The 25,890-nt window shown below is 74.8% G+C and carries 23 protein-coding genes and 1 pseudogene; 11 read left to right on the forward strand and 13 right to left on the reverse strand.

What is annotated here, in order from left to right; genetic code table 11:
- The first annotated feature begins 124 nt into the window (after positions 1-124).
- The 3 genes from fabG to ABEA81_RS08960 all read left to right on the forward strand — a co-directional run bounded on the left by fabG (position 125) and on the right by ABEA81_RS08960 (position 3,152).
- Positions 125-886, forward strand: a complete 762-nt coding sequence (gene fabG, locus ABEA81_RS08950; RefSeq protein ID WP_345604394.1) for a 3-oxoacyl-ACP reductase FabG — start codon at positions 125-127, stop codon at positions 884-886.
- A 21-nt stretch (positions 887-907) separates the two neighbouring features.
- Entirely contained in the window at positions 908-2,164 is a 1,257-nt protein-coding gene (locus ABEA81_RS08955) for a DUF4032 domain-containing protein (RefSeq protein ID WP_345604395.1), read from the forward strand.
- 106 nt (positions 2,165-2,270) lie between these two features.
- Positions 2,271-3,152 (forward strand): SAM-dependent methyltransferase, encoded by an 882-nt coding sequence (locus ABEA81_RS08960; protein ID WP_345604396.1) that lies wholly within the window; start codon positions 2,271-2,273, stop codon positions 3,150-3,152.
- A gap of 150 nt (positions 3,153-3,302) precedes the next feature.
- Here ABEA81_RS08960 and ABEA81_RS08965 read toward each other — a convergent pair whose 3' ends face one another.
- From ABEA81_RS08965 to ABEA81_RS08995, 7 genes are all read right to left on the reverse strand, one after another.
- Positions 3,303-4,658, reverse strand: coding sequence for a hypothetical protein (locus tag ABEA81_RS08965; RefSeq protein ID WP_345604397.1), 1,356 nt, complete (start codon positions 4,656-4,658; stop codon positions 3,303-3,305).
- Positions 4,659-4,714: 56 nt separating this feature from the next.
- Positions 4,715-6,499 carry a thiol reductant ABC exporter subunit CydC gene (gene cydC, locus ABEA81_RS08970; protein WP_345604398.1) on the reverse strand — a complete coding sequence of 595 codons (1,785 nt, stop codon included), beginning with the start codon at positions 6,497-6,499 and terminating at the stop codon, positions 4,715-4,717.
- Positions 6,492-8,180 carry a thiol reductant ABC exporter subunit CydD gene (gene cydD, locus ABEA81_RS08975; protein ID WP_345604399.1) on the reverse strand — a complete coding sequence of 563 codons (1,689 nt, stop codon included), beginning with the start codon at positions 8,178-8,180 and terminating at the stop codon, positions 6,492-6,494. Before cydD ends, cydC begins: the two co-directional genes overlap by 8 nt.
- A complete protein-coding gene (cydB, locus tag ABEA81_RS08980; RefSeq protein WP_345604400.1) occupies positions 8,177-9,178 on the reverse strand; it encodes a cytochrome d ubiquinol oxidase subunit II in 1,002 nt (333 codons plus the stop codon). The genes cydD and cydB overlap by 4 nt, the downstream gene beginning before the upstream one ends.
- 14 nt (positions 9,179-9,192) lie before the next feature.
- A complete protein-coding gene (locus ABEA81_RS08985) occupies positions 9,193-10,626 on the reverse strand; it encodes a cytochrome ubiquinol oxidase subunit I (protein ID WP_345604401.1) in 1,434 nt (477 codons plus the stop codon).
- A 99-nt stretch (positions 10,627-10,725) separates the two neighbouring features.
- A complete protein-coding gene (locus ABEA81_RS08990) occupies positions 10,726-11,445 on the reverse strand; it encodes an anti-sigma factor family protein (RefSeq protein ID WP_345604402.1) in 720 nt (239 codons plus the stop codon).
- Positions 11,442-11,984: a sigma-70 family RNA polymerase sigma factor gene (locus ABEA81_RS08995; protein WP_345604403.1), complete on the reverse strand. Its 543-nt coding sequence runs from the start codon at positions 11,982-11,984 to the stop codon at positions 11,442-11,444. The genes ABEA81_RS08990 and ABEA81_RS08995 overlap by 4 nt, the downstream gene beginning before the upstream one ends.
- A 192-nt stretch (positions 11,985-12,176) precedes the next feature.
- Here ABEA81_RS08995 and ABEA81_RS09000 point away from each other — a divergent pair, with 192 nt between their 5' ends.
- The 6 genes from ABEA81_RS09000 to meaB all read left to right on the forward strand — a co-directional run bounded on the left by ABEA81_RS09000 (position 12,177) and on the right by meaB (position 19,305).
- A complete protein-coding gene (locus ABEA81_RS09000; protein ID WP_345604404.1) occupies positions 12,177-12,866 on the forward strand; it encodes a hypothetical protein in 690 nt (229 codons plus the stop codon).
- A 73-nt stretch (positions 12,867-12,939) separates the two neighbouring features.
- Entirely contained in the window at positions 12,940-13,641 is a 702-nt protein-coding gene (locus tag ABEA81_RS09005; RefSeq protein WP_345604405.1) for a DUF6529 family protein, read from the forward strand.
- A gap of 10 nt (positions 13,642-13,651) precedes the next feature.
- The gene (locus tag ABEA81_RS09010) at positions 13,652-14,125 is read left to right on the forward strand and encodes a Rieske (2Fe-2S) protein (protein WP_345604406.1); all 474 of its coding nucleotides are present in this window, start codon (positions 13,652-13,654) and stop codon (positions 14,123-14,125) included.
- Positions 14,126-14,246: 121 nt separating this feature from the next.
- Complete coding sequence (locus tag ABEA81_RS09015; RefSeq protein WP_345604407.1) at positions 14,247-16,166, forward strand: methylmalonyl-CoA mutase family protein; 1,920 nt, start codon at positions 14,247-14,249, stop codon at positions 16,164-16,166.
- Positions 16,163-18,322, forward strand: a complete 2,160-nt coding sequence (gene scpA, locus ABEA81_RS09020; RefSeq protein ID WP_345604408.1) for a methylmalonyl-CoA mutase — start codon at positions 16,163-16,165, stop codon at positions 18,320-18,322. Before ABEA81_RS09015 ends, scpA begins: the two co-directional genes overlap by 4 nt.
- A complete protein-coding gene (gene meaB / locus ABEA81_RS09025) occupies positions 18,322-19,305 on the forward strand; it encodes a methylmalonyl Co-A mutase-associated GTPase MeaB (protein ID WP_345604409.1) in 984 nt (327 codons plus the stop codon). Before scpA ends, meaB begins: the two co-directional genes overlap by 1 nt.
- A 10-nt stretch (positions 19,306-19,315) precedes the next feature.
- Here meaB and ABEA81_RS09030 read toward each other — a convergent pair whose 3' ends face one another.
- Positions 19,316-20,560, reverse strand: a complete 1,245-nt coding sequence (locus tag ABEA81_RS09030) for an MFS transporter (protein WP_345604410.1) — start codon at positions 20,558-20,560, stop codon at positions 19,316-19,318.
- A gap of 263 nt (positions 20,561-20,823) precedes the next feature.
- Between ABEA81_RS09030 and ABEA81_RS09035 the strand changes: the two genes are divergently transcribed.
- The gene (locus ABEA81_RS09035; RefSeq protein ID WP_345604411.1) at positions 20,824-21,627 is read left to right on the forward strand and encodes a metal-dependent hydrolase; all 804 of its coding nucleotides are present in this window, start codon (positions 20,824-20,826) and stop codon (positions 21,625-21,627) included.
- 33 nt (positions 21,628-21,660) lie between these two features.
- A complete protein-coding gene (locus ABEA81_RS09040; RefSeq protein WP_345604412.1) occupies positions 21,661-22,470 on the forward strand; it encodes a DUF1932 domain-containing protein in 810 nt (269 codons plus the stop codon).
- Positions 22,471-22,599: 129 nt separating this feature from the next.
- Here the strand turns inward: ABEA81_RS09040 and ABEA81_RS09045 are convergent, their stop codons facing one another.
- The 5 genes and pseudogenes from ABEA81_RS09045 to ABEA81_RS09065 form a co-directional block, all read right to left on the reverse strand.
- The gene (locus ABEA81_RS09045; protein ID WP_345604413.1) at positions 22,600-22,767 is read right to left on the reverse strand and encodes a hypothetical protein; all 168 of its coding nucleotides are present in this window, start codon (positions 22,765-22,767) and stop codon (positions 22,600-22,602) included.
- A gap of 154 nt (positions 22,768-22,921) precedes the next feature.
- On the reverse strand, positions 22,922-23,662 hold the full coding sequence (locus ABEA81_RS09050) for a GntR family transcriptional regulator (RefSeq protein ID WP_345604414.1): 741 nt from the start codon (positions 23,660-23,662) through the stop codon (positions 22,922-22,924).
- 107 nt (positions 23,663-23,769) lie between these two features.
- On the reverse strand, positions 23,770-24,528 hold the full coding sequence (locus ABEA81_RS09055; RefSeq protein ID WP_345604415.1) for an FAD-binding oxidoreductase: 759 nt from the start codon (positions 24,526-24,528) through the stop codon (positions 23,770-23,772).
- A gap of 7 nt (positions 24,529-24,535) precedes the next feature.
- Positions 24,536-25,144, reverse strand: a complete 609-nt coding sequence (locus tag ABEA81_RS09060; RefSeq protein ID WP_345604416.1) for a sulfite oxidase-like oxidoreductase — start codon at positions 25,142-25,144, stop codon at positions 24,536-24,538.
- A gap of 7 nt (positions 25,145-25,151) precedes the next feature.
- Positions 25,152-25,890 (reverse strand): annotated as a pseudogene (locus tag ABEA81_RS09065) (hypothetical protein); the annotation flags it as partial.

Consider the following 25,890-nt stretch of genomic DNA (forward strand, 5'->3'; position numbering starts at 1 on the left):
CGTTCGCTCCACGTCAGGCATCCCGCGAGATCGGTCACCGTCGGTTGGCGTGCCCGCGCGTGGTGTCCCAGACTCCGGGAGGATGTCGGTGCCGACATCGGGAACGAGGACGGGAGAGCAGGAAATGACCCAGAGCCCGCAGCGCGTGGCGATCGTGACCGGGGCCGCGCGCGGGATCGGAGCGGCCACCGCGCAGCGGCTGGCCGCCGACGGCCTCGCGGTGGCGGTGATCGACCTCGAGGAGGCGGCGGCGAAGGGCACGGTCGACGCGATCCAGGCCGCGGGCGGCCGGGCGCTGGCCGTCGGCGCGGACGTCTCCGACGCCGCACAGGTCGAGGCGGCCGTCGGGCGGGTGGCGGCCGAGCTCGGCGCGCCCACCGTGCTGGTGAACAACGCCGGCGTCACCCGGGACAACCTGCTGTTCAAGATGTCCGAGCTCGACTGGGACACCGTCATGGGCGTGCACCTGCGCGGCTCCTTCCTGATGGCGCGGACGGTGCAGAAGCACATGGTCGAGCAGCGCTTCGGCCGCATCGTCAACGTGTCGAGCACGTCGGCGCTGGGCAACCGCGGACAGGCCAACTACTCCACGGCCAAGGCCGGGCTGCAGGGCTTCACCAAGACCCTCGCCATCGAGCTGGGCAAGTTCGGCATCACGACCAACTGCATCGCGCCCGGGTTCATCGTGAGCGACATGACGAAGGCGACGGCGGAGCGGATCGGGCAGGACTGGGACACCTACCTGGCCGCCCGGGCGGCGGAGATCCCGGTGGCGAGGGCCGGTCAGCCCGAGGACATCGCGAACGCCGTGTCGTTCTTCGTCAGCGAGCGTTCCGGGTTCGTCAACGGCCAGGTGATCTACGTGGCCGGTGGCCCGAAGGCCTGACACCCGCCGGATACTGGCGCCGTGCGCTTCATCTTCCGGCCCCCGGCCGAGCATGCGGCCGGGCTGCTGTCGTTGCCGTGGCAGGAGCCCCTCGAGGAGTGGACCGACGACCGGCTCCTCGAGGTGGCCCACCGCGGCATCTCGCGGCACGTCGTGCGCTTCGTCGAGGCCGACGGCCACGTCTACGCGCTGAAGGAGATCGACGAGCGCCTCGCCCGGCGCGAGTACCGGCTGCTGGGCCGCCTGGAATCGATGGGCATGCCGGCGGTGTCGGTGCTCGGCGTGTGCGTGGAACGCCCACCCGCCGGTGCCGTGGCGGACGAACCGGGGCAGGACGCCATCCTCGTCACGCGGTTCCTCGACTACTCGATGTCCTACCGGTACGTGTTCTCGCACGGCCACGCGGCGCGCCCCACCGACCAGCTGATCGACGCGATGGTGGAGCTGCTCGTGCGGTTGCACCTCGCGGGCCTGTTCTGGGGCGACTGCTCGCTGTCGAACACCCTGTTCCGCCCGGACGCCGGCAGCATCGCCGCCTACCTCGTGGACGCCGAGACCGCGGAGCTGCACCCCTCGCTCACCGCGGGGCAGCGCAGCTTCGACATCGACTACGCCGCCGAGCGCGTCGGCGGCGAGCTGTTCGACCTGCAGGCGGGTGGTCTGCTGCCCGACGACGTCGACCCCGTCGAGATCGCGGCCGAGCTGCCGCGCCGCTACCACGCGCTGTGGGACGAGCTCACCCGGGAGGAGCTGCTGCGGCCCGACGAGCAGCGCTACCGCGTGGCCGCGCGCGTGGACCGGATCAACGAGCTCGGGTTCGATGTCGACGAGATCGAGCTGATCACCACCGAGGACGGGGTCCGGCTGCGCGTGCACACGCAGGTGGCCGAGACCGGCCGGCACCGCAACCGGCTCTACGCACTCACCGGGCTGGAGGTCACCGAGAACCAGGCGCGCAGGTTGCTCAACGACCTGCGCAGCTACCGCGGCTACCTGGAGCAGAAGGAAGGCCGCTCGGTGCCGGAGACGGTGGCCGGGCACCGGTGGCGGGCCGAGGTCTACGACAAGGTGATCGCGCGCATCCCGGAGTCCCTCGCCGACCGCCTCGAGCCCGCGGAGATCTTCCACGAGGTCCTGGAGCACCGCTGGTTCCTCTCGGAGCGGGCCGGGAAGGACGTGGGCACCACCGCGGCGGCGAAGTCCTACATCGACGCGATCCTGCCGCACACCCCGAGCACGCTGACCCTGCCCGGCGGGGACCCGCTCCCGCGCCCCTGACGGCACCGCTGGGCGAGTCCTGCCTCGTCAGGAAGGCCCTTGCGCCCCGTTCGCCACCACCCGGTGGGGGATGACCCCGCGCACGTGCGACCGATACGGTACGTGCGTGACGTCCGGCGCCTCGTACGATCCGCCGGGGTTCGATCCCCCGGCGTTCGACCCCGACGACCCACCCATGCCGCCATCGCGCCGGATCGACCCGTCGAAGCCGAACCTCGCGCGGGTGTACGACGGCTTCCTCGGGGGCAAGGACAACTACGCGGCCGACCGCGCCATCGTCCGCGAGATCCACGCGGCCACCCCGGAGCTCACGCGCGTGGTGCAGGAGGAGCGGGCGTGGCTGGGCCGGGTCACCCGCTTCCTGGTGAAGTCGGCGCACATCGAGCAGATCCTGCACGTCGGCGCGGGCATGCCCACCATCGACAACACGCACGAGGCCGCCCAGCGCTTCAACTCCGACACCCGTGTCATCTACGTCGCCGACGACCCCGTCGTGCAGGCGCACGGCCGTGCCATCCTCGCGGAGAACGACCTCACCCACCTGGCCGACGCCGACTACTCGCGGCCCGACGAGCTGTTCGGCCACGAGACGGTCAAGAAGTTCCTCGACCCGGACGAGCCGGTGGCGCTGATCCACAGCCGCACCATGCACCACGTGGCCGGCAGCGAGCGCGCGCACGAGATCGTGCAGCGCTACCTCGAGCTGCTCCCGTCCGGCTCCTACCTGGTGCTCACCCACTTCTGCGACCCGGAGGACGACGGCCAGGGCACCCAGCTCGCCCGGCTCGTCGAGGGCATCTTCAGCCGCAGCGGGCTCGGCCCGGTGGCCTTCCGCCCGCGGGAGGAGATCGCGGCGTTCTTCGACGGGCTCGAGCTCGTCGAGCCCGGTGTCTCGCGCCTGCGGGACTGGTGGCCCGACGGTCCGCTGATGGCGTCGGCCACCGTCGAGGACGAGATGATCCTCGGCGGGGTGGCCTGCAAGCCCTGAGCGGAGCATGCGCCCTCGGGTCGCCGATCAAGGGGAGATGGTGGTCAAACGATCTCTAGGAGCGTCCATTCGCCCTTGATCACCGCCGCAGGCAACACTCCGGCCTGCCGATCGCCGGCAGCGCCATCGTCACGAAGTCCGGCCGGAGGACTACGGGCTGCGGGGCACCACGGTGATCGACCACGGGCCGACCGGCTCGGTGTCGGACGCCACCTGCACCGACTCGTCGCTCGCGTTCACCACCACCGCGCCGTCGGCGGCGCGGAACACCAGCATCGGTGACGCGGGGGAGTGGCCGACCTCGACGTCCCCCTTCGCGAGCCGCGGCACGAGCCACTGCCAGGCCGCGGTGAGCGGGGTCGGCCGGCCGCCGTCGTCCTTCGTGCTGTCGGTCCAGAGCGCGGCGTAGTGCAGGTCGGGGTCGCCCTGCGGGCCCCACAACAGGGCGCCTGCCGCGCCGGACCGGGCGTACGCGGCCACGGCGGCGAGCGTGGCGGTGGCGCTGGCCGGGCTGTCCGCGCCCGGCTGTGCGCCGTCGGGCACGTCGGGGTAGAACTCCGCCCACCAGATGGGGAGGTCGGTGCGCTCGTGCAGCCACCGGTCCAGGTCGGCGTACTTCTGCGCGCCGTCGAGCACGGACGGCAGGGTGTCGTCCTTCGTCTTGGTGGAGGCGTCGACCGCGACGAAGTCGGCGCCGGCCTTGTGCTGCAGCCAGTAGTCGACCACGTCGAGTGCGCGCCGGTCCACCGCGCCCCACGGGCCGGTGACCTGGTCGGACGCGTCGGTCGTGCCCGGGTCGAGGCTGGTGAGCACGACGTAGGGGCCACCGACCTTGATGTCGGGGCGCACGGCCTTCACCGCGGCGTACACCTGGTTGTAGAAGTCGGTGTAGCCCTCGTAGTCCCAGCGGTTCGCGGCCTGGTTGTAGAAGCCCTTGAGCTCGTTCCAGACGAGCACGCGGTCGACCTGCGGGTAGCGCTCGACCGCCGCCGCGGCGAGCTTCGCGTAGTCGGCGAAGTGCTCGGGCAGCGGGTTGTCCTCGAGCTTCGACCAGTCGGTGTCGCCCTCGTCGCCGCCCTTCATCCAGTCGGGCGCGCAGCAGAGCGTGAGCATCGCCTTGCCGCCGGTCTCCTCGGTGAGCTCCATGCGCTGGTCGAGGCTGTCCCAGTCGTAGTCACCGGGGGACGGCTCCGGGTTGTCGGTGCCGAAGCCCATGAGGTGGTTGTTCTGCCAGATCGCCCCGTTGTCGCCGAGGATCTCCTTGCCCCGGTCCGTGGCTTCCTCGGGGTCGTGGGAGCCCAGGCTGTCCTGGGTGTGGGTCACCCCGAGCTCGAGGGGCACCGGCTGCTCGTCCCAGGTGAACCCCGAGTCGGCCTCGATCGCGCTCAGCGTCCGCTCGGACACGGTGGTCGGCTCGCTGGGAGCCGACGAACAGGCGGCGAGCCCAGCGATGATCACCGCGGCGAGCACCGCGAGCCGCGCGGCGTGGGGGCGGGGAGAACGCACGACGAACCTCGATGTCGACTGTTTCCGGAGGATGCCTGACGGGAGCGGCCGAAACACTACCGCTGCGCACGGACAGGTGAGACAGTGGCGGATCGACCCTGACGCGGTGCTGAGAACGCCCCCGCACCCGCCCTGATCGCGCTCCGGTACCAGCCCGGGCGTTCCCGCAGCTCAGTCGGCGTCCCCCGCTGCCGCACGCGCCCGTCGACCAGCACCACCACCTCGTCCATCCGGTCGAGTGCGGCGAGGTCGTGGGTGATGAGGATCAGCGAGCGGCCCGCGGTCGCCGCGAGCAGGTCGTCGAGCACCGCGTCGCGGGTGTCCTGGTCGAGGTGGGTGGTCGGCTCGTCGAGCACGAGCAGCGTGCCGGTCCGCCCGGTGGCAGGCACCAGGAGCGCACGCGCCAGTGCGAGGCGCAGGCGCATCCCGCCGGAGAGCCGGGCGCCGTGGGAGCCCACCTCGGTGTCCAGCAGCTCGGTGTCGAGCCCCACCCGCTCGAGCACGGCGCGCAGGCCGGCGTCGCCGGCCTCCGGATGGGCCAGGCGCAGGTTCTCGCGCACGGTGCTCGCGAACAGGTGCGGGTCCTGGGGCATGCCGGTGATCCGGGTGCGCACGGCGTCGGCGGGCTGCGCCGTCACGTCGCTGCCGTCCAGGTGCACGGTGCCGGCGTCCGGGTCGCGGAAGCGGAAGAGCACGGCCGCCAGGGTGCTCTTGCCCGACCCGCTCGGGCCGACCACCGCGACCCGCCTGCCCGGGGGCACGTCCAGGTCGACGCCGTCGAGCGCCCACGGCTCGCCGGGTCCGTAGCGGACGCGCAGCCCGCGGACCTGCAGCCCGTCGCGCGGAACGGCTCCGGCCGGGGCGGGCGAGGCCGGGCGCGGGGTGAGCGAGGGCGGGGTGTCCAGGACGTCGAAGAGGCGGGCGCCCGCCGCGCGGACGGCCCCGAGCCGAGCGGCGGCGCCCGGCAGCGGTGCGACGATCTCGAACGCGGCGAGTGCGGTGAGCACCAGCACGGCCAGGGGGACCGGGGCGAGCGTGCCGTCGCGCACGGCGGCGACGCCGAGCAGCAGGGTGCCCCAGAGCGTGAGCCCCGCGAGCAGCGCGGACGCGCCCGCGCCGAGGCCCAGCAGCCCGGCGTCGCGGCGTTCCACGCGGGTGAGCTCGGCGTCGGCGGCGTCGACCCGGTCGAGGGCGGCGGGCATGGCGCCGTACGCGACGAGGTCCGGAGCGCCGTGGAGGGTGTCGACCAGCGCCGTGGACAGCGCCGCCCGCCCGGCGGCACGCCGCCTGCCCGGCGCGCGCCCGGCGGCCGCCGCGGCCACCGGGACGGCCACCCCGCCGAGCACGAGGCCCGCCGCGAGCAGGAGCCCACCGGGCACGAGCAGCGCGGTGCTCACGGCCACCACGCCGGCCCCGGTGACGAGTGCGGCGAGCGGCGGCGTGAGGCCGCGGACGAGCAGGTCCTGGGTGGCGTCGGTGTCGCTGACGAGGCGCGTGACGAGGTCGCCCGCGCGGAAGCGGTGCACCGGCTCGGTGCGCGCCAGCCGCTCGTACACCCGGGCCCGCACGTCGGCCAGCGTCCGCAGCGCGGCGTCGTGGGTGACGAGGCGTTCCAGGTAGCGGGCGACGCCACGGGTGACGCCCAGCGCCCGGGTCGCGACGATCGCCACCGAGAGCGCCGTGAGCGGCGGGGACGTGGCGGCGGTGGCGATGAGCCATGCCGCGACGACGAGCAGCGTCACCCCGGCGGCCGTGGCCGCGGCGCCGGCGAGCACCCCGAGGGCGAAACGCGCACCCCGCGGCCGGGCGAGGGCGACCATCCGCAGCAGCGGGTCAGACACGACCGGCCCCCACGAGCCCGCCGTCGAGACGCACCACCTCGTCCGCGAGGCCGGACCATCCCTCGTCGTGGGCGACGATGACGCCGGTGCGGCCCTCCAGCAGCCGGGCGACGCCCGCGCGCACGGCGGCGGCGTGCTCCGGGTCGAGGTGTGCGGTGGGCTCGTCCAGCAGGACGATCGGTGCGTCCAGCGCCTCCCGGCGCAGGAACGCCCTGGCCAGGGCGATCCGCTGGCGCTGGCCCGCGGACAGGCGGCGCCCGCGCTCGCCGAGCGGGGTGGCGTAGCCGTCGGGGAGCGCGGCGATCACGTCCTCCGCCTCCGCGCGGCGCGCAGCCCGGCAGACCGCCTCGTCGGGGGCATCGGGGAGGCCGAGCCGGATGTTCTCGGCCACGGAGGCGTCGAAGAGGTACGGCTGCTGGGGCAGCCAGGCGATGCGCCGGCGCCACTCGTCCGGGTCGACGTCGGCCAGGTCGACCTCCCGCCCGTCGGCCGCGGTGACCAGCAGGCGGCCCGCCGTCGGCTCGGCGAACCGCAGGAGCAGGGCGAGGAGGCTGGTCTTGCCGGCGCCGCTGCGCCCGGCGACGAGGGTCGTCGTGCCCGGGCGCAGCGTGAGGTCGACGCCGTCGAGCGCCGGGGCGTCCCGCCCGGGGTAGGTCAGCCCCGTCGCGGCGAACCGGACGCTCGGGCGCGCCGCAGGGCGGACGGGGGCGGCCGGCGCGGGCGCGGAGCCGGGCACCGCGGCGGGCCGCTCCAGCACGGCGAAGACCCGCTCGGCCGCCGTCACGCCCTCCATGCTCGCGTGGAAACGGGCGCCCACCTCGCGCACCGGCAGGTACGCCTCCGGCGCGAGGATCAGCACGAGCAGCGCAGTCTCCAGGTCGAGGCGGCCGTACAGCAGGCGCAGCCCGATCTCCACCGCCACCAGCGCCACCGCGAGGGTCGCGAGCAGCTCCAGCACGAACGCCGACAGGAACGCCACCCGCAGGGTGCGCATGGTGGCCTCGCGGTGTGCGTCGGTCACCCGCCGGATGAGCGCGGCCTCGGCCGTCGCCCGGCGGAACACGGCGAGCGTCGGCAGGCCCTCCACGACGTCGAGGAAGTGGCCGCCGAGCCGCTGCAGCAGGTGCCACTGCCGGCGGGTCCGCGCTTCCGCGTGCATCCCGACGAGCGCCATGAACACCGGGATCAGGGGCAGGGTCAGCGCGATGACCAGCCCGGAGATCCAGTCCGCCCGGAACACGACGACGAGCACCGCGAGGGGCACCAGCGCCGCGAGCACGAGCTGGGGGAGGTAGCGGGCGACGTAGTCGTCGAGGGCGTCGAGGCCGCGGGTGGCGAGGGTGGCGAGCTCGCCCGCGTCCGTCGCGGCGGGGTCGGCGGCCGCCACGTGCCGCACGAGCCTGCGGCGCAGGTCGGACTTGACGCGGGCGGCGCTGCGCAGCGCTGCGGTCTCGGCCCCGTAGGTGAGGGCGGCGCGGGCGAGCGCGACGGCGCCGACGGCGGCGACGGTGCCGGCGAGTGCGTCCGCCGCGCCGGCTGTGGCACCCGCGACCGCCCGGGCGACCAGCCAGGCCTGCAGCAGGATCAGCGCCGTGGCGGCGAACCCGCACGCGACCGTGACGGCCAGGTGCACCCGCACCGCGGCCGTGGTGCGGACCAGGCGCGGGTCGAGCGGCCTCATGAGACGTGGGCCCGCGTCACGCGCCGCCGGAACACCCAGTAGCTCCAGGACTGGTACAGCACCACGAGCGGGAGGAACCCGGCGCCGATCCAGCTCAGGATGCCCAGCGTGTAGGGGGCCGACGCGGCGCCGGCGATCGTGAGGTCGAAGGCCGGGTCGAGCAGCGAGGGCAGCACGGCCGGGAACAACGCGCCGAAGAGCGCGGCGGTGGTACCCGCGACGGCGACGGCCGTGGCGGCGAACGCCCAGCCCTCCCGGCCGCGCGCGAGCAGTGCGGCAGCGGCGAGCAGCGCGCCGACGGCGACGGCCGCGACCACCACGGTGGCCGGCGAGCCGTGGTCGGCCTGGGTCCACATGAGGAACGCGAAGAGCGCGGCCGCCGCGGCCGGGGCCGCAGCCCGCGCCGCGGCCCGCGCCCGCCGCCGGACCGGGCCATCGGTCTTGAGCGCGAGGAACACGGCGCCGTGCAGCACGAACAGCGCGAGCGTCGTGATGCCGCCCACCAGCGCGTAGGGGTTGAGCAGGTCGGCGAGGCCGGAACGCACCACGCCGTCGGGACCCAGCTCGACACCGCGCACGACGTTGGCGAACACGAGGCCCCAGGTGAACGCCGGCACCGCGCTGCCGAACACGATCGCCGCGTCCCAGCGCGCCCGCCAGCGGGGATCGTCGCTCTTGCCCCGGTACTCGAACGCCACCCCGCGCCCGATCAGGGCCACGATGACCAGCAGCAGCGGCAGGTAGAAGCCGGAGAGCAGGCCCGCGTACCAGGCCGGGAAGGCCGCGAACATCGCCCCGATGGCGGTGATCAGCCAGACCTCGTTGCCGTCCCACACGGGGCCGATCGCGTTGATCACGACGCGGCGGTCGGCCTCCCGCTCGGGCCCGCGGCCGAGCACCGGCAGCAGCATCCCGACCCCGAAGTCGAAGCCCTCGAGCACGAAGTAGCCGGTCCAGAGCACCGCGATCGCGACGAACCAGACGGTGGGCAGGTCCACGGCGGGTCCCCCTCCTAGTAGACGAAAGCGGGGACGCGGTCGGACTCCGGCTCGCCCGCCGGCGGGTAGGGCACGACGTGGCCGGGCCCGGCCTTCACGTAGCGCAGGAGCAGCCGCGTCTCCACCACGGCGAGCACGCCGTAGAGCGCGGTGAAGACCGTCAGCGAGAGCGCCACCTCGGCGAGGCTCACGCCGGGCGAGACGCTCGCGGCGGTGAGCAGCTCCCCGACCACCGTCCAGGGCTGGCGGCCCATCTCGGTGAGGACCCAGCCGAAGATGTTCGCCGCGAGCGCGGCCGGCAGGGCGGCGATCGCCACCCGGTACATCCACCGCTGCCGCGGGAGCGCGCCGCGCCGGGTGAGCCACAGGCCGATCAGCCCGACGCCGACGCCCGCCAGCCCGAGCCCGATCATCAGCCGGAACGACCAGTACAGGACCGGGATGTTCGGGGTGTAGTCGCCGGGCCCGAACCGCTCGGTGAGCTGCCGTTGCAGGTCGTTGATGCCGTGCACCTCGCCTGCGGTCGAGCCGGTGGCGAGGAAGCTCAGGACGTAGGGCACCTCGAGGTCGACGACGTTGCGCCCGGCGCCGACCTCACCGATCTCGTGATCCCCGATCGCGAACAGGGAGAACCCGGCCGCGCTCTCCGTCTCCCAGATCGCCTCGGCCGACGCGAGCTTCATCGGCTCGTACTCGGCCATGAGCTTGGCCTGGTGGTCGCCGGAGAGAGCAACGACCGCCCCGGCGAGCGCCGTGGTCACCAGCCCCGCCCGCAGCGTCCGGCGGAAGAGGCCGGGCTCGCTGGAATGGGGGGCGCGCTCGCGGTGCAGGAGCTTGTAGGCCGAGACCGCCACCACGAAGAGCCCGGCCACCACGAACGATGCGGAGACGACGTGCACGTAGGTCGAGATCGCCTGCGGGTTGCCGAGCACCGCGCCGATGTCGGTGAGCCGGGCGCGCCCGGTGGCCGGGTCGACGGCGAAGCCCACGGGGTGCCGCATCCAGGCGTTGGCGGCGAGGATGAAGAACGCCGAGAGGTTCGAGCCGATCGCGGCGGCCCAGATCGTCGCCAGGTGCACGCGGCGGGGGAGGCGGTCCCATCCGAAGATCCACAGCCCGATGAAGGTGGACTCGAGGAAGAACGCGAGCAGGGCCTCCAGCGCGAGCGGCGCCCCGAAGACGTCCCCGACGAACGTCGAGTAGGCGCTCCAGTTCATCCCGAACTGGAACTCCTGGACGATCCCGGTCACCACGCCCATCGCGAAGTTGATCAGAAACAGCTTGCCGAAGAACTTCGTGGCGCGCAGGTACTCCGGCCGCCCGGTGCGGTGCCACGCCGTCTGCAGCGCCGCCACCACGACGGAGAGCCCGATCGTCAGCGGGACGAACAGGAAGTGGTAGATCGTCGTGATCCCGAACTGCCAGCGCGCCAGGTCCAGTGCGTCCACCACGTGCCTCCCCGCGAACTTCTACGGCCTGTAGTAGTTCTACCGCATGTAGAAGATCGGCGGGGGTCGGGGTGGCGCGGATCTCGGATCGCCCGGGGGCTAGGCCTTGGCGGTGGCGAACTCCTTGCCCTGGTCGTTCTCGACGACCACCTCGGCGACCTGGTCGAGGGGCACGAGGGCGGAGCCGTCGAGCGTGATCCCGTCGCGCCAGCCCTTCTCCGGGACCAGCCAGCTCCCCGCGACCTCGCGGGTGCCGTCGCGGGCCACCACGACGATGTAGCAGCGCTCGCCGCCGGGGATCCCCTTCACGGTGGCCGTGAGGCGCACCCAGCCCGCGGCCGGGGTGAGCGTGGCGCTCATCGCGACGCCGGGGGCGCCGGTGCCGGTCAGCTCCACGGCGCCCGGCGCGGCGACGACCGCGGGGGGCGGCGGGGACGTCTGGCGTCCGATCAGCACCCCGCCGCCGAGGAACACGGCCACGGCGGCCGCGGCGGCGGCGGCGACCAGGAACCGGCGCCTGCGGCGCTGGGTCGCGGCCTCCGCCCGCACCTGCCGCACCGTGCGCTGCAGCATGAGGTCGGCGTCGGGCGGTCCGTCGAGGAACGCCTCCGGTGGCACGTCGTCGAGGAGGTCGACCATCCCGCGCAGTTCCTCCCACTCGCGGCGGCACGCCGGGCAGCCGGCGAGGTGCTCCTCGACGGCGCGGGACTGCGCCGCGTCGAGCAGTCCCAGTGCGTGGGCGCCGAGCTCCTCGGGGTCGTGCGCCCCGCCGCGCTCCCGATCTGACCAGTCGCCGTTCCCGGCTCGGTGGCGGTTCACGCCGGCACCTCCCGCCCCGCCGCGTTCTCGGACACCGGGCCGGCCAGGGCCTGCCGCAGCGCCCGCAGCGCGTAGTACGACCGCGACTTCACGGTGCCGGCGGGGATGCCGAGCGCCGTGGCCGCCTCGCCGAGGCTGCGTCCCTTGAAGTAGATCTGGTCGAGCACCCCGCGGTGGTCCTCGGAGAGCTCGTCGAGCGCCGCCATCACGGTGACCGACGCCACCACGCTGTCGGCGTGGTCGCGCACCGTCGGCGGAGAATCGGGGTTCTCCGCCACCTCCTGCGGCCGGGCGGCCTTGGCGCGGTACCGGTCCGTCACGAGGTTGCGGACCACCGTCAGCAGCCAGCCCCTGGCGGAGCCCTTGCCGTTGGTCAGCACGTCCGGATGGCGCCAGGCGCGGATCAGCGTCTCCTGCACGATGTCCTCCGCAGCGGCGCGGTCGCCGGTCAGCCGGGTGGCGTACGCGAGCAGGGCGCGCCCGTGCTCGGTGTAGACGGCGTGCACCAGTGCCTCGTCACGATCACGGGCGGGTGGCATTGTCGGTGGGCTCCCGGGGCTTGGGTCGGGGGCGGAACACTAGCGAAGCCGCTCCCACCCCCGACACGGCCGATCGGCGCGTCCGGTTCACGGACGCCCCCGAACCATTTCCTCTGAACCGCTCGCGCCCGGGATCCGTGTGGGGAAGAGCGCGCCCGGACCGACCGGGCCCCGATGACCCGGGGGAGTGCCGTGGGCAGGTTCGCACCGCTGATCACGCTCGGGACGGTGGCCGCGCTCGGCGGCGGGTTGCTGTTCGTCAACACCACGGCGGGCCAGCCGTCCGTCACGGCCGGCACCGCGGTGGCGGCGCCGCCGATCACGGCCGCCCAGGCGGGTCCGGGACCGGCGCCGGAGGCCGCCCCGGTGGTCCCGCCCGCCGCCGCGCCCGCCGTGGCCAAGGCCGCGTACACGGGCCGCTCGGCCGGCAACGAGGTGACCGTGGCCCTCGCGGTGAAGGACGGCAGGGCCGTGGCGTACGTGTGCGACGGCAAGAAGCTCGAGGCGTGGTTCGAGGGCACCCTCGCCGGGGACGACCTGCAGTTGTCCGCCGCCGACGGGAAGCCCGCGATCACCGCGACGGTGACGGAGGCGGCCACGCTCGGCACGGTCACCGTCGGCGGCAAGGACCTGCCGTTCGCCGCGAAGGGCGTCGAGGCGCCGGCCGGGCTCTACGAGGGGCGTGCCGCCGTGCGCGGGGTACTCACCCGGATCGGCTGGATCGTCGAGGACAACGGCAAGGTCACCGGTGTCGCCAACGCGGGCGGCAGCCGCCGGCCTGCACCCGCCCTCGACCCGGCCGACCCCGCAGCGACGAGGATCGAGGGCGTGCCGGTCACGGTCACCGCCCTCGACGGGGCCGTCCCGGTGATCGGCCGGTGAACGCGCTCGCGACCGAACCGGGGTGTCACGGCGCCCGCACGGAGCACCGCCCGAGCGTGAGAGAGGACTCGCCATGACCCGCCCCGCACCCGGCGCCCCGCCGGGGCAGCGGACCGCCCAGATGGTCGGGCCGCACTCGGGACCGAACCGGGAGCGGAGCCTCCCGCGCGCGCCCGGTTACCCGGGCGGGGAGCCGCACCGCCGGGCCGCGCGCCGGGGAGGGGCGCGGCGCGGCGGACCGGCACTCCTCGTCGCGGCGGCGCTCGGATCGCTGGTCGCCGTGGGCCTCGGGGTGTACGGCAGGGTGCACGAGCCGGCGTCGGCCGTGCTCGGCGTCGCCGGCTTCTCCTCCTTGATCGCGGCGAAGGCGTGGCTGGCGACCGGTGCGTTCGTGCTGGCGCTGGTCCAACTCTGGTCCGCGGCCGCGCTCTACGGCCGGGTGGGCAGGCGATGGCGCGCGGGGGGCGGGGCCCCACCGTGGGTCGCGGGCCTGCACCGCTGGTCCGGCCGCGTGGCGGTGCTGCTCACCGTTCCGGTGGCCGTGCAGTGCCTGTACGCGCTCGGCTACCAGGACGCCAGCCTGCGGGTGCTCGTGCACTCCTCGGCAGGCTGCTTCCTCTACGGCGTGTTCGTCACGAAGATGCTGGTGCTGCAGCGGCCGCGCAGCCCCCGCTGGAGCATCCCGCTGCTCGGGGGCCTGCTCTTCACGGCCCTCACCGCCGTGTGGCTCAGCTCGGCGGTGTGGTTCTTCTCGACGTCCGGAATCTCGTTCTGAAAGGACTCACGTGCAACCCGTCCACTCCGATGTTCCCCGGCGCGCATTCGTCGCCGGCACCTGCGGCGCGGCCTGCGTCGCCGTGCTGAGCGGCTGCGCCACGTACGAGGTCGGTGTGTCTCCCGCGCAGGCGCCCGCCGCGCCCGGCGCCCAGGGCACTCCCGCCCCGGGCGGTTCCACGCAGGGTGGTGGTGGTGCCCACCCGCTCACCAGCACCGCCGACGTCCCGGTGGGCGGCGGCACCGTGTTCGCCGACCAGGACGTCGTGGTCACCCAGCCTGCCGCGGGGGAGTTCCGCGCCTTCTCCGCCACCTGCACCCACCAGGGCTGCAAGGTCGGCGAGGTGGTCGACGGCACGATCAACTGCAAGTGCCACGGCAGCAAGTTCGCCGTCGAGGACGGTTCGGTGGTGCACGGCCCTGCCCGCAAGCCGCTCCCGGAGCGGCAGATCTCGGTGACCGGGGAGGACATCGTCCTCGCCTGAGCCGCCGTGGGTCGGATCACCCCGCCGAGACCCGGCCAGGCCTCCCGCGCCGACCTACACTCCGGACGATCGGGCCCGGCGGCACGGTGGCCGCCCGGGGTGGCGGAAGGTGTGACGCTGCATGGACACGGCCCCCAGTGGTGGTAGCACGGCCCAGGTCGACGGTGCGGCGCTCGACGCGCAGGCGCCCCCGGAGCCGGAGGAGCTGGCGCTCGGCTCGGAGTTCCCGCAGGCGGACCGGGAGGCGTGGCTCGCGCTCGTCGACCGGGTGGTGCGCAAGGCCGGGCGCATCCCGGAGGACGCGGCGGCCGGCGCGGGGTTCGAGAAGCTGACCTGGCGCACGCTCGACGACATCCCGGTGCTGCCCCTCTACACCGCGCGGGACGTCCCCGATCCCGACGGGGTGGGCGTGCCGGGCGCCGCCCCGTACGTGCGCGGTGGCCGCGCGAACGGTCCTGCCCCCGACGGCTGGGACGTGCGGCAGCGCCACGCCGACCCGGACCCCGCCGCGGCCCGCACGGCGGTGCTCGCGGACCTCGAGAACGGGGTCTCCTCCATCTGGCTGGCCGTCGGCGCCGGTGGCAGCGCCGTCGCCGATCTCGGCGCGGTCCTCGACGGCGTCCACCTCGACCTCGCCCCCGTGGTGCTCGACGCCACGGCGGACACCGCCGAGACCGAGATCGCCGCCGCGCAGGCGTTCCTCGACCTGGCGGGGGAGCGGGACGGTGTGCGCGGCACGCTCGGCCTGGATCCCGTCGGGCGCCGCGCGCGCACGGGCGACGGGCCCGACGTGGACGTGGTGGTCCCCGTCGCGACCACGGTGGCATCGGCGTTCCCGCGGGTGCGGGTCGTCGTCGTGGACGCGCTGCCGGTGCACGGTGCGGGCGCGTCCGACGCGCAGGAGCTCGGGTTCTCGCTCGCCGCGGGCGTGGCGTACCTGCGCGCGCTCACCGGCGCGGGGCTGGACCTGGCCACTGCGGCCGGCCTGCTGGAGTTCCGGTACGCGGCCACCGTGGACCAGTTCCCGACGATCGCGAAGCTGCGCGCGGCGCGCCGGCTGTGGTCGCGGGTCACCGAGGCGTCGGGGCAGGCCCTCCCGCAGTTCCAGCACGCCGTCGGCTCGCCGTCGATGCTCACCCGCCGCGACGTGCACGGGAACCTGCTGCGCGGCACCGTCGCGGGCTTCGCGGCAGGCGTGGGCGGCGCCGACGCGGTCACGGTCGCGCCCTTCGACGCCGCGGCCGGCGCGGCCGGGCCCTTCTCCCGCCGGATCGCCCGCAACACCCAGTCGCTGCTGGTGCAGGAGGCGCACCTGGCGCGGGTGATCGACCCGGCAGGCGGCTCGTGGTTCGTCGAGTCCCTCACTCGGGAGCTCGCCACGGCGGCGTGGGCGTTCTTCCAGGAGATCGAGGCCGCGGGCGGCGTGCTCGCCGCGCTGGACGCGGGCCTGGTGGCGGACCGCGTCGCGGTGGTGCGCGAGCGGCGTGCCGAGGCGGCGGCGCGGCGCACCGCCCCGATCGTCGGCGTGAGCGAGTTCGCCCACCTCGCCGAGCCGCCGCAACAGCGCCCGCCGGAGCCGCCGCCCGCCGCCGGTGGGCTTCCGCGCTACCGGCCCGCCGAGCCCTACGAGGCGTTCCGGGACCGCTCGGACGCGGTGCTGGAGGAGACCGGGTCCCGGCCGCGGGCGTTCCTCGCCACCCTGGGTCCCCTGTCCGCCTACACCGCGCGGGCCGCCTTCGCGCGCAACCTGCTGCAGGCGGGGGGCATCGAGACCCCCGAGGCGGGCCCGACCGAGACCCCCGATGACGTGGCCGCGGCGTTCCGGGAGGCGGGCACCCCGGTGGCGGTGCTCTGCTCGACCGATCCGCTCTACGCCGACCGCGCCGCGGCGACCGTGGAGGCGCTGCGCGCGGCCGGCGCGCGGTACGTGTTGCTCGCGGGGAAGGCCGAGGTGCCCGGGGTGGACGGCCACCTGGCCGCGGGCTGCGACGCGCTCGCCGTGATCGAGTCGGTCCACCGGGCACTGGAGGTGCAGGCATGATCCCCGACTTCACCCGCGTGCCGCTGGAGGACGGGAACCCCGCGACCGGGGCGTGGGCGGGCGACGTCCCGGCCTGGACGGCCCCGGAGGGCATCGACGTCGCGCCGCTCTACACCGCGGCCGACCTGGCTGGGGTCGACTTCCTGCGCACCTACCCGGGCATCGCGCCGTACCTGCGCGGCCCGTACCCGACGATGTACACGACCCAGCCGTGGACGCTGCGCCAGTACGCGGGCTACTCCACCGCGGCCGAGTCGAACGCGTTCTACCGGCGCAACCTCGCGGCCGGGCAGAAGGGCCTGTCGATCGCGTTCGACCTGGCCACCCACCGCGGCTACGACTCCGACCACCCGCGCGTGGCGGCCGACGTCGGCATGGCGGGCGTCGCGATCGACTCGATCTACGACATGCGGCAGCTCTTCGACGGCATCCCGCTGGGGGAGATGTCGGTGTCCATGACGATGAACGGCGCCGTGCTCCCCGTGCTCGCGCTCTACGTCGTGGCGGGCGAGGAGCAGGGGGTGCCGCACGAGAAGCTGACCGGGACCATCCAGAACGACATCCTCAAGGAGTTCATGGTCCGCAACACCTACATCTACCCGCCGCAGCCCTCGATGCAGATCATCTCGGACATCTTCTCCTACACCTCGCGGGAGATGCCGAGGTTCAACTCGATCTCCATCTCCGGCTACCACATCCAGGAGGCCGGGGCCACGGCCGACCTGGAGCTGGCCTACACGCTCGCCGACGGCGTGGAGTACCTGCGGGCGGGCATCGACGCCGGGCTGGACGTCGACCGGTTCGCGCCGAGGCTGTCGTTCTTCTTCGGCATCGGCATGAACTTCTTCATGGAGGTCGCGAAGCTGCGGGCGGCGCGGCTGATGTGGGCGAAGCTGGTGAAGCAGTTCGGCCCGTCGAACGACAAGTCGCTCAGCCTGCGCACGCACTGCCAGACGTCGGGCTGGTCGCTCACCGCGCAGGACGTCTACAACAACGTGATCCGCACCTGCGTGGAGGCGATGGCCGCCACCCAGGGCCACACGCAGTCGCTGCACACGAACGCCCTGGACGAGGCGCTCGCGCTGCCCACCGACTTCTCCGCCCGCATCGCGCGCAACACCCAGCTGCTGCTGCAGCAGGAGTCGGGCACCACCCGCGTGATCGACCCGTGGGGCGGCAGCTTCTACGTCGAGCGGCTGACCTACGACCTCGCCCGGCGGGCGTGGACGCACATCGAGGAGGTCGAGCGCGCGGGCGGGATGGCTCAGGCGATCGACGCCGGCATCCCGAAGCTGCGCGTCGAGGAGGCCGCCGCCCGCACCCAGGCCCGCATCGACTCCGGGCGCCAGCCGGTGATCGGCGTGAACACCTACCCGGTCGACCAGGACGAGGACATCGAGGTCCTGAAGGTCGACAACGCCGGGGTGCGCCGCGAGCAGCTGGAGAAGCTGCGCCGGCTGCGGGAGGAGCGCGACGACCGCGAGGTGGACGCCGCGCTGTCCGCGCTGACCTCGGCGGCCGCGCTGATCGCCGAGGGCTCCCCGCGCACCGACGACCAGAACCTCCTCGCGCTCTCGGTGGCGGCGGCGCGGGCGAAGGCCACCGTGGGGGAGATCTCCGACGCGCTGGAGAAGGTCTTCTCGCGCCACGCCGGCCAGATCCGGATCATCTCGGGGGTGTACGCGCACGAGGCGGGGCAGAACCCGGCGATCGACCGGGCGCGCGAGCTGGTGGACGAGTTCGCCGCCCAGGAGGGGCGCCAGCCGCGGATCCTGGTGGCGAAGGTCGGGCAGGACGGGCACGACCGCGGCCAGAAGGTGATCGCCACCGCGTTCGCCGACCTCGGCTTCGACGTGGACGTCGGTCCGCTGTTCTCCACGCCCGCCGAGGTGGCCCGCCAGGCCGCCGACGCCGACGTGCACGTCGTGGGCGTCAGCTCGCTCGCCGCCGGGCACCTCACCCTGGTGCCCGAGCTCCGCTCGGAGCTCGCCGCGCTCGGGCGGGAGGACATCACGATCGTCGTCGGCGGCGTCATCCCGCCCGCGGACCACGCGGCCCTGCGCGAGGCCGGTGCGGCGGCGGTGTTCGGACCCGGCACCGTGATCGCCGAGGCGGCGGTGGACCTGCTCGGCACCCTCATCGCGAAGCTGCACTAGTGCCCAGGGAGGTCGACGTCGCGGCCCTGGTCAAGGGCGTGCTGGACGGGTCGCGGACCGTGCTCGCGCGGGCGATCACCCTCGTCGAGTCGCACCGCCCGGACCACCGCGAGGCGGCGCAGCAGCTGCTGATGGAGCTGCTCCCGCACGCCGGTGGCGGCCGCCGCGTCGGGATCAGCGGCGTGCCGGGTGTCGGGAAGTCGACCTTCATCGAGGCGCTCGGCACCCGCCTCACGGGGGCGGGCCACCGCGTCGCCGTGCTCGCCGTCGACCCGTCGTCGACCCGGACGAAGGGCTCGATCCTCGGCGACAAGACCCGCATGGGTCGCCTCGCGAGCGACGACAACGCGTTCGTGCGTCCCTCTCCCAGCGCCGGGACGCTCGGTGGCGTCGCCCGCGCCACCCGCGAGACGATCGTGCTGATGGAGGCCGCGGGCTACGACGCGGTGCTGGTGGAGACCGTCGGCGTGGGGCAGTCCGAGGTGGCCGTCGCCGCGATGGTCGACACGTTCCTGCTGCTCACGATCGCCCGCACCGGGGACTCCCTGCAGGGGATCAAGAAGGGCATCCTCGAGCTCGCGGACGTCGTCGCCGTCAACAAGGCCGACGGTCCGCACGAGGGTGACGCGCGCGTCGCGGCCCGCGAGCTGCGCGGTGCGCTGCGCATGCTGACGCCCGCCAGCGCGGCGTGGACGACTCCGGTCCTCACCTGCAGTGCGCAGACCGGCGCCGGCATGGACGAGGTGTGGACCGCGGTGCTGGACCACCGCGGCGCCCTCGAGGCGGCGGGCGAGCTGGAGCGCCGCCGCGCCGACCAGCAGGTCGAGTGGATGTGGCGGGTGGTCCGCGACCGCCTGCTCGACCGCCTCCAGTCCGACCCCGCGGTCCGGGCCGCGCTGCCCGACGTGGAGCGCGCCGTCCGTGGCGGCGAGCTCACCCCCACCCTGGCCGCCCAGCAGCTGCTGGAGCTGCTCGGCGGCTGAGGGCCGTCCCTCAGGCGAGTGCGGGCACCGGCTCGTCGGCGTCCTCCCGCGGCGGGTGCGGCACCCGCCGCGCGTCGCGGATCCGGACGAGCGCGGCCACCGCCGCGACCGTGGCCATCAGCGCGACGACGCCCGCCAGCTGGAGCGCCAGTGCCGGGCCGAAGGTCTCCGACATCCAGCCCACCAGCGGGCCACCGAGCGCACCGGCGGCCGCGGAGACGGTGGCCTGCGCCGCCAGCACGCGCCCGCGCATGTCCTCGGCGCTGTCGAGCTGCACCCGCGTTCCGAGCGCGGTGTCGATCACCACCGCACCCGCCGCGATCGGCAGGATGACCGCGGCGAACGGCAGGAGACCGGGGGAGAACCCGCTGAGGAGCTGCAGGGAACTCGTCACGAGCGCGGCGCCGATCAGCACGCGCATGCCGAGCTGCCGGCACCGGGCGGCGAAGAGCCCGCCACCGACGGTGCCCACCGCGAACACCGTGGACAGCAGGCCGAACCCCGCGGCCCCGGCCTGCAACGGTCCGGTGCTCATGGCCGCCATCGTCACCTGGTAGTTGCGTCCGATGCTCGAGAGGACGAACCCGAGCGCGAAGAGGACCAGCAGGCGGCTCTCCCCCCGCAGGTAACGCAGGCCGGCGAGCATCCCGCTGCGCCGGGGCGTGCTGACCTCCATCGGGTGCAGCGTGCCCGGCCGGATGGCGACCACGGCGGCGATCACGGCGACGAAGCTCGCCGCGTTCACGCCGAAGAGCAGGGATGCGCCGCCGAGCCCGGCGAGCACGCCGCCGAGGCTCATGCCGAGGATGCGGCCGGTCGAGTTGAGGACGCTGCCGAGGGCGAGCGCGTTGCCGAGGTCGGCCCGGCCGACGACCTGCGCGGCGAGCTTGCCCATCGGCGGTCCGTCGAACGCCGAGACGAGGCCGGTGAGCGCGGCGACGGCGTAGACCGCGGTGGTCGTCGCCCCGGCCAGGGCGATCACGGCGAGCGCCGCCGCCAGCAGGAGGTGCAGGGTCTGGGTGGCGAGCACCAGCGGGCGCAGCGGCAGCCGGTCGGCCAGAACGCCCGACCACGAGCCGAGCACCAGCATCGGCACGGCCTGGAAGAGGATCGTGAGGCCGACCGCGGTGGCCGAGCCCGTGGACTCGAGGACCAGCCAGTTGAGCCCGAGGACCTGCATCCAGGTGCCGGTGGAGGAGACGAGGTCCGATGCCGCCCACAACCGGTAGTTGCGGTGACCCAGTGCGCGGAACATCGGCGGCAGTTGTGGCCGCAAGGGGAGCCTTTCGGGGAGCGCTTCGGGGGCGCGACGGGGGAGCAGCACTGGTCCGGGGGATCGGTGACGCCGGCGTCGGCGCCGACCGTCGTCAGGGCCGCGGGGACGGCCCGTTGCAACCCACTGCTTCCCCGCACCGCATCCCGGGCCGGCGGGAATGAGGCGGACGCCACGCCCGATCGATGTTTCGACTGCGGCGCGCCCGCCCGGGGAGAACGCCCCGATCGGGTTAACGTCGCGGTGTGCTCGGGGTCAGTCACGCGCTGTCGGGAGCGGCCCTCGGGCTCGCCGTCGCGGGCTTCGTGCCCCAGCTGCTCGGGGAGCACCCGGACGCCGGCACGGTGCTGACGTTCACCGCGGTCTGCGCGGGCGCGGCGCTCCTGCCCGACCTCGACCACCCGTCCTCGATGGCCTCCCGCCGGTTCTCGGTGGCGTCGTGGCTGGCGAGCCACGCGGTGCGGCCGCTGTCGCGGCTGGTGTACGACCTCACCAGGGGCCGCCGCGACACCGGCCGGGGCTCCCACCGGGGCCTCACCCACACGGTCGTGGGCGCCGTCCTGCTCGGGGTGGCGGTGAATGTGGCGTCGGCCCGCTTCGGCACGCCGGTGCTGGTCGGCACGCTGTTCGTGTGCCTCGCACTGGCCATCAAGGGGCTCGACGACCTGGTGCCCGGCCCGCCGTCGCTGGTGATCGCCGCCGGGCTGACCTACGCGATCGAACAGGTCGTGCCGGGCGGTACGGCGGGCACGGCCGGGTGGCTGGGCACGGCCGTGACGCTGGGCATGGTGGTCCACTCGGCCGGCGACGCGGTCACCGAGTCCGGCGCGCCGCTGCTGTGGCCGCTGCCGATCCGCAAGCGGCGGTGGTACCCGGTGGGCAGCCCGCGGCCGCTGCGGTTCCGCACGGGCGGGGCCGTCGAGGCCTGGCTGGTGGCGCCCGCCCTCACCGTGGGTGTCTTCCTGCTCGCCGCGTTCGTCGTGCCCGGGGTGGCGCCGTGGCTCCTGGAGATGCGCGCCCACGTCGAGCGGCTGGTCGCGGGCGGCTGATGCCGCGGAGCGGGCGAGGGCGATGATGCACGGGTGGACTCATCCCTCGCGAGCCGGCCGGTGGTCGGGATCCTGCATCCGGGCGCGATGGGCGCCGCGCTCGGCTCGGCGCTGAAGGCGCGGGCGGGCACGGTGATCTGGGCGGCGGCCGGGCGCAGCCACGCCACCGCCAAGCGCGCGGAGCTCGCCGACCTCGTCGCCGTGCCCGACGTGGCCGAGCTGGCCCGGCGGGCGCAGGTGATCGTCTCGATCTGCCCGCCGCACGCGGCCCGCGCGGTCGCCGAGGAGGTCGCGGCCGCACTGGACGGCCGCCCGGACCCGCCGCTGTACATCGACGCGAACGCGGTCGCGCCCGGGACCGTGCGCGACATCGGCGCGCTGCTCGGCGAGCCGCGGGTGGTGGACGGGGCGGTGATCGGCAGGCCGGCGTGGGAGGCGGGCCGCACGGTGCTGTGGCTCTCCGGGGAGGCGGCGCCCGCGGTGGCCGACCTGTTCGCGGGCTCCCCGTTCACGGCGCGGGTGCTCGGGCCCGGTTTGGGCGCGGCCAGCGCGCTCAAGGCGTGCTACGCGTTGCAGACCAAGGCGTTGCCCACCGTGTGGGCGGCGCTCGCGGACGCCGCCGACGCCTACGGCGTGCGGGACGCGCTCTCCGACCAGCTGGCCCGCGACGGAGTGGACCTCACCGTGCAGCTCGACGCGCTGCGCGCCCGCGCCGGGGCGAAGGCGTGGCGCTGGGCCGGTGAGATGGACGAGGCGGCGGCGACGTTGGCCGCGGTCGGCGTGCCGGACGGCTTCTCCCGTGCGGCGGCCGAGGTGTACCGGCGCATGGCCGACGGCTCCTGATCCGGGCGGCTCCCGGCCCGGAACGCGGACCGCCGCCGCACCGGAGGGGTGGAAGCGGCGGCGGTCTGCACGGGGCCCACGGCCCCGGGTCGAGGTGGGTGGGTCGGTTGTCGGTGTCGGCTATCCCCGTCAGTCGCCGTCGCTGTCCGGGTGGTGCGGGACGCTCCAGCCCCGGTTCCCGGGCGAGCTGCCGGACTCGGAGCTCGACGCCGCGATCGCCGCCGGCGCGAGCAGCGCCAGGACGGCGCCGATCACCACGCTGACCAGGGCTGTTGCCGCCACACGCTTGCCTCGCATGGGGACAGCTTGGCCGCAGGGGTCGGGGTCCGTCGCGGTCGGCAGGCGAATTCCACCCGAAGGGGTCCCTTCAGGGCCGAGATCGGGTGGTGCGGGTACGCAGCGTGGCCGCCCGGGTCGCCCGACCCGGCGCGCCGCCCACGGGTGGGGGCGGTCACCGGCCGGTGAGGGCCACCTCGAACGAGTAGCGCGAGGCGCGGTACAGGTGGTCGCCGAACTCGACGACGAGCCCGCGGTCGTCGAACGCGGTGCGCCGCATCGTGAGCAGCGGGGCGCCACGGGTCTCGTCGAGCAGCTTCGCCTCGGCCGCGGTGGCGCGGCGGGCGCCGATGCTCTGGGATGCGGAGGCCAGCGCGACCCCGGCCTCGCGGAGCACCTCGTAGAGCCCGCGCTGCTCGAGCAGCTCCGGCTGCAGCGGCACGAGGTCGGCGCGCAGGTGGTTGCGCATGATCGCGAGGGGCTCCCCGTTCGTGCTGCGCAGGCGCTCGAGGGCGATCACGGAGGTGCCTTCCGGCACCTCGAGCGCGGCGGCCACCACGCCGGACGCCGGCTCGACGCTGTGCGAGAGCACGGTGGTGGCGGGCTGCTGGCCAGAGCTCGTGAGGTCGTCGAACAGGCTCGTGAGGCCGACCGGGCGCCGGACGCGCGCCCGCGCGACGTGCGTGCCGACACCGCGCTTGCGCACCAGCAGCCCCTTGTCCACGAGGTACTGGATCGCCTGCCGCATCGTCGGGCGCGACAGGCCGAGCTCCTCGGCCAGCGCGATCTCGTTGTCCAGCCGCGAGCCGGGCGGGAGGCTGCCGGACTCGATGGCCTGCTCGAGCTGGCGGGCCACCTGGAAGTACAGCGGCACCGGGCTGGCGCGGTCCACCAGGACCTGCGGGCGGTCGGGCATCGCAGCCTCCTGTCCGGTCGTGCCTGCCCAACGTCGTGCTGGCCCACCATGGTGCCGTTGGTCCTGACAACCTAACGATCGCCCCGCGGTGCCGCTACGGGCGCCGATCAGCCCGAGGGGCCGAAGCGCTCCACCCGGATGCTCTCCACCGGCACGCTGGCCTCGACGAGGACGGCGGTGGCGGCGTCGGCGAAGCCGGGGGAGCCGCACACGTACGCGGTCTCGCCGCCGCGCACCAGTGGCGCCACGTCGGCGAGCGCGAGGCGGCCGGCCGCACGGCCCGCGCCGGGGGCCGCGTGGCGCGTGTAGAGCACGGTGGTCTCGGGGCCGGGCAGCTCGTCGGCGTAGTACAGGTCCTCCGGCGAGCGCGCGGAGACGACGAGGCGCACCAGGTCCGGGCGGCCCAGCCGCCGGGCGTGGCGCAGCATCGCCATCAGCGGCACCACGCCGGAGCCACCGCCGACGAGCAGGGCCGGCCCGCTCGCGTCCCAGCCGAAGTAGCCGATCGGGCCGCGCACCTCGAGCTCGTCGCCGGGCACCACGACGTCGTGCAGGAACTCCGATACCTCGCCGTCGTCGAGCCGCTCGACGGTCAGCTCGATCTCGCCGCGGTACGGGGCGCCGGCGGACGACCCGCTGACGCTGTCGTCGGGTGCCGAGGAGACCGAGTAGTCACGGGATGCGGTGTAGCCGTCGGGAGCGGTGAGCCGCACGACGTAGTACTGGCCGGCGAGGTGGCGGCGCGGCTCGGGCAGCGCGAGCCGGAAGGTGCGGGCGCGCGGCGTCTCGTCCCGGACGGAGAGCACGCGCGCGTTCTGCCAGCGCAGGGTGCGGCGGTGGGTCGTGCCGCCGGGCGTGAGCGTCACCGTCCGCTCAGTCCCCCTGGTAGCGCTGCTCGGCCCACGGGTCGCCGCGGTCGTGGTAGCCGTTGCGTTCCCAGAAGCCCTGCTCGTCGTGGTCCATCAGGCGCAGGCCCGACACCCACTTCGCGCTCTTCCAGAAGTACAGGTGCGGCACCAGCAGCCGGGCCGGGCCGCCGTGGATGGCGCTGAGCGGCTCGCCGTCCGCGTCCCAGACGACCCAGGCCTTGCCGCCGGTGACGTCGTCCAGCGGGAGGTTCGTGGTGTAGCCGGTGTGCGACACCGCCATGACGTGGGTGGCCGTGGGCAGCGGCCTCGCGGCGGCCAGCAGCGTGTCGACGGCGACGCCGTCGAAGGTCATGCCGAGCTTCGACCACGTGGTGACGCAGTGGATGTCGCCCTCGTAGCGGGACCGGGGGAGGGCGTGGATCTCGTCCCAGGTCCAGGTGACGGTGTCCTCCACCTGACCCTCGATCGTGAACGTCCAGCGGTCGGTCGGGATGTTCGGGGTGGCCTCGGCGTGCAGGACCGGCCATTCGTCACGCGCGTCGTACTGCCCGGGTGGCAGCCGCGGGTCGCGCTCTCGGCGTCGTCCGACGAAACCTCGGGTGATACCGGCCATGCTCTGCTCAACCTCCGTGACGCGGGTTCATTCCGGGGCGCCGCGCGCCGGCCCAGCCCAGCAACGCGGCGAGGACGTCCTCGGCCACGGCCCCCGGCCGGTCGGACCCGAAGTGCCGGGCCGCCGCCGCGCGCAGGCGTACGCCCAGCACGGCCGTCCCGACGGCGGCCGCCGCGCCGAGGAGGCCGGGCAGCGTCGGGTCGTGCCCGTCGCGGCGGGCGACCGCGGCGGCCGAGGTGGCGCCGAGCGCGGCTCGGGGGACCAGCCCCGTCGGAGCGAGCCTGCTCGGCACGCTCGGGAGCTTGTCGGCGACGAGCTCGGCCGCGGCGGCCACGGTCGAGAGCGTGCTGCCGGCGCGGCCACCGAGCCGGGAGGCGAGGATGCCCGGGTCGCCCGGCCGGGAGGTGAGCGCGACCGCGGCGATGCCGGTGGCGCTGCGGGAGCCGCTGGACGCACCCAGCGCAGCCGCCCTCAGCAGGGCCGCGGGGTTCGCCCGCGGCACCGGCTCGCGGCCCTCGGCCACGCGGGACACCGAGACGAGCGTCGAATGCGTCGTGAACCCGTACACCAGCGGCGGGACCGCCGCGGCCAGCCGGTCGGCGCCGCCGGGACCGGTACCGCGGCGCGGGTCGACGATCCGCAGCGCGGCCGCGGGCCCTGCGCTCGCCGCGGCCGCCGCGAGCCCGAGCCGCGGGCCGCTCACGGCGGCGGGCGGGCGGACCGCGGGCGCGCGCAGCACCCCGGGG

Origin of the sequence: Pseudonocardia adelaidensis (assembly GCF_039543345.1) — a bacterium.
Classification (GTDB): Bacteria; Actinomycetota; Actinomycetes; order Mycobacteriales; family Pseudonocardiaceae; genus Pseudonocardia; species Pseudonocardia adelaidensis.

Coding starts and splice junctions, on each gene's coding strand:
- ABEA81_RS08995 (WP_345604403.1), bottom strand. CDS start 11,984: ATGCCACCCGCCCGTGATCGTGACGAGGCACTGGTGCACGCCGTCTAC.
- ABEA81_RS09050 (WP_345604414.1), bottom strand. CDS start 23,662: ATGCCCGACCGCCCGCAGGTCCTGGTGGACCGCGCCAGCCCGGTGCCG.
- ABEA81_RS09005 (WP_345604405.1), top strand. CDS start 12,940: ATGACCCGCCCCGCACCCGGCGCCCCGCCGGGGCAGCGGACCGCCCAG.
- fabG (WP_345604394.1), top strand. CDS start 125: ATGACCCAGAGCCCGCAGCGCGTGGCGATCGTGACCGGGGCCGCGCGC.
- ABEA81_RS09060 (WP_345604416.1), bottom strand. CDS start 25,144: ATGGCCGGTATCACCCGAGGTTTCGTCGGACGACGCCGAGAGCGCGAC.
- cydD (WP_345604399.1), bottom strand. CDS start 8,180: ATGAGGCCGCTCGACCCGCGCCTGGTCCGCACCACGGCCGCGGTGCGG.
- scpA (WP_345604408.1), top strand. CDS start 16,163: ATGATCCCCGACTTCACCCGCGTGCCGCTGGAGGACGGGAACCCCGCG.
- ABEA81_RS09030 (WP_345604410.1), bottom strand. CDS start 20,560: ATGTTCCGCGCACTGGGTCACCGCAACTACCGGTTGTGGGCGGCATCG.
- ABEA81_RS09045 (WP_345604413.1), bottom strand. CDS start 22,767: ATGCGAGGCAAGCGTGTGGCGGCAACAGCCCTGGTCAGCGTGGTGATC.
- ABEA81_RS09015 (WP_345604407.1), top strand. CDS start 14,247: ATGGACACGGCCCCCAGTGGTGGTAGCACGGCCCAGGTCGACGGTGCG.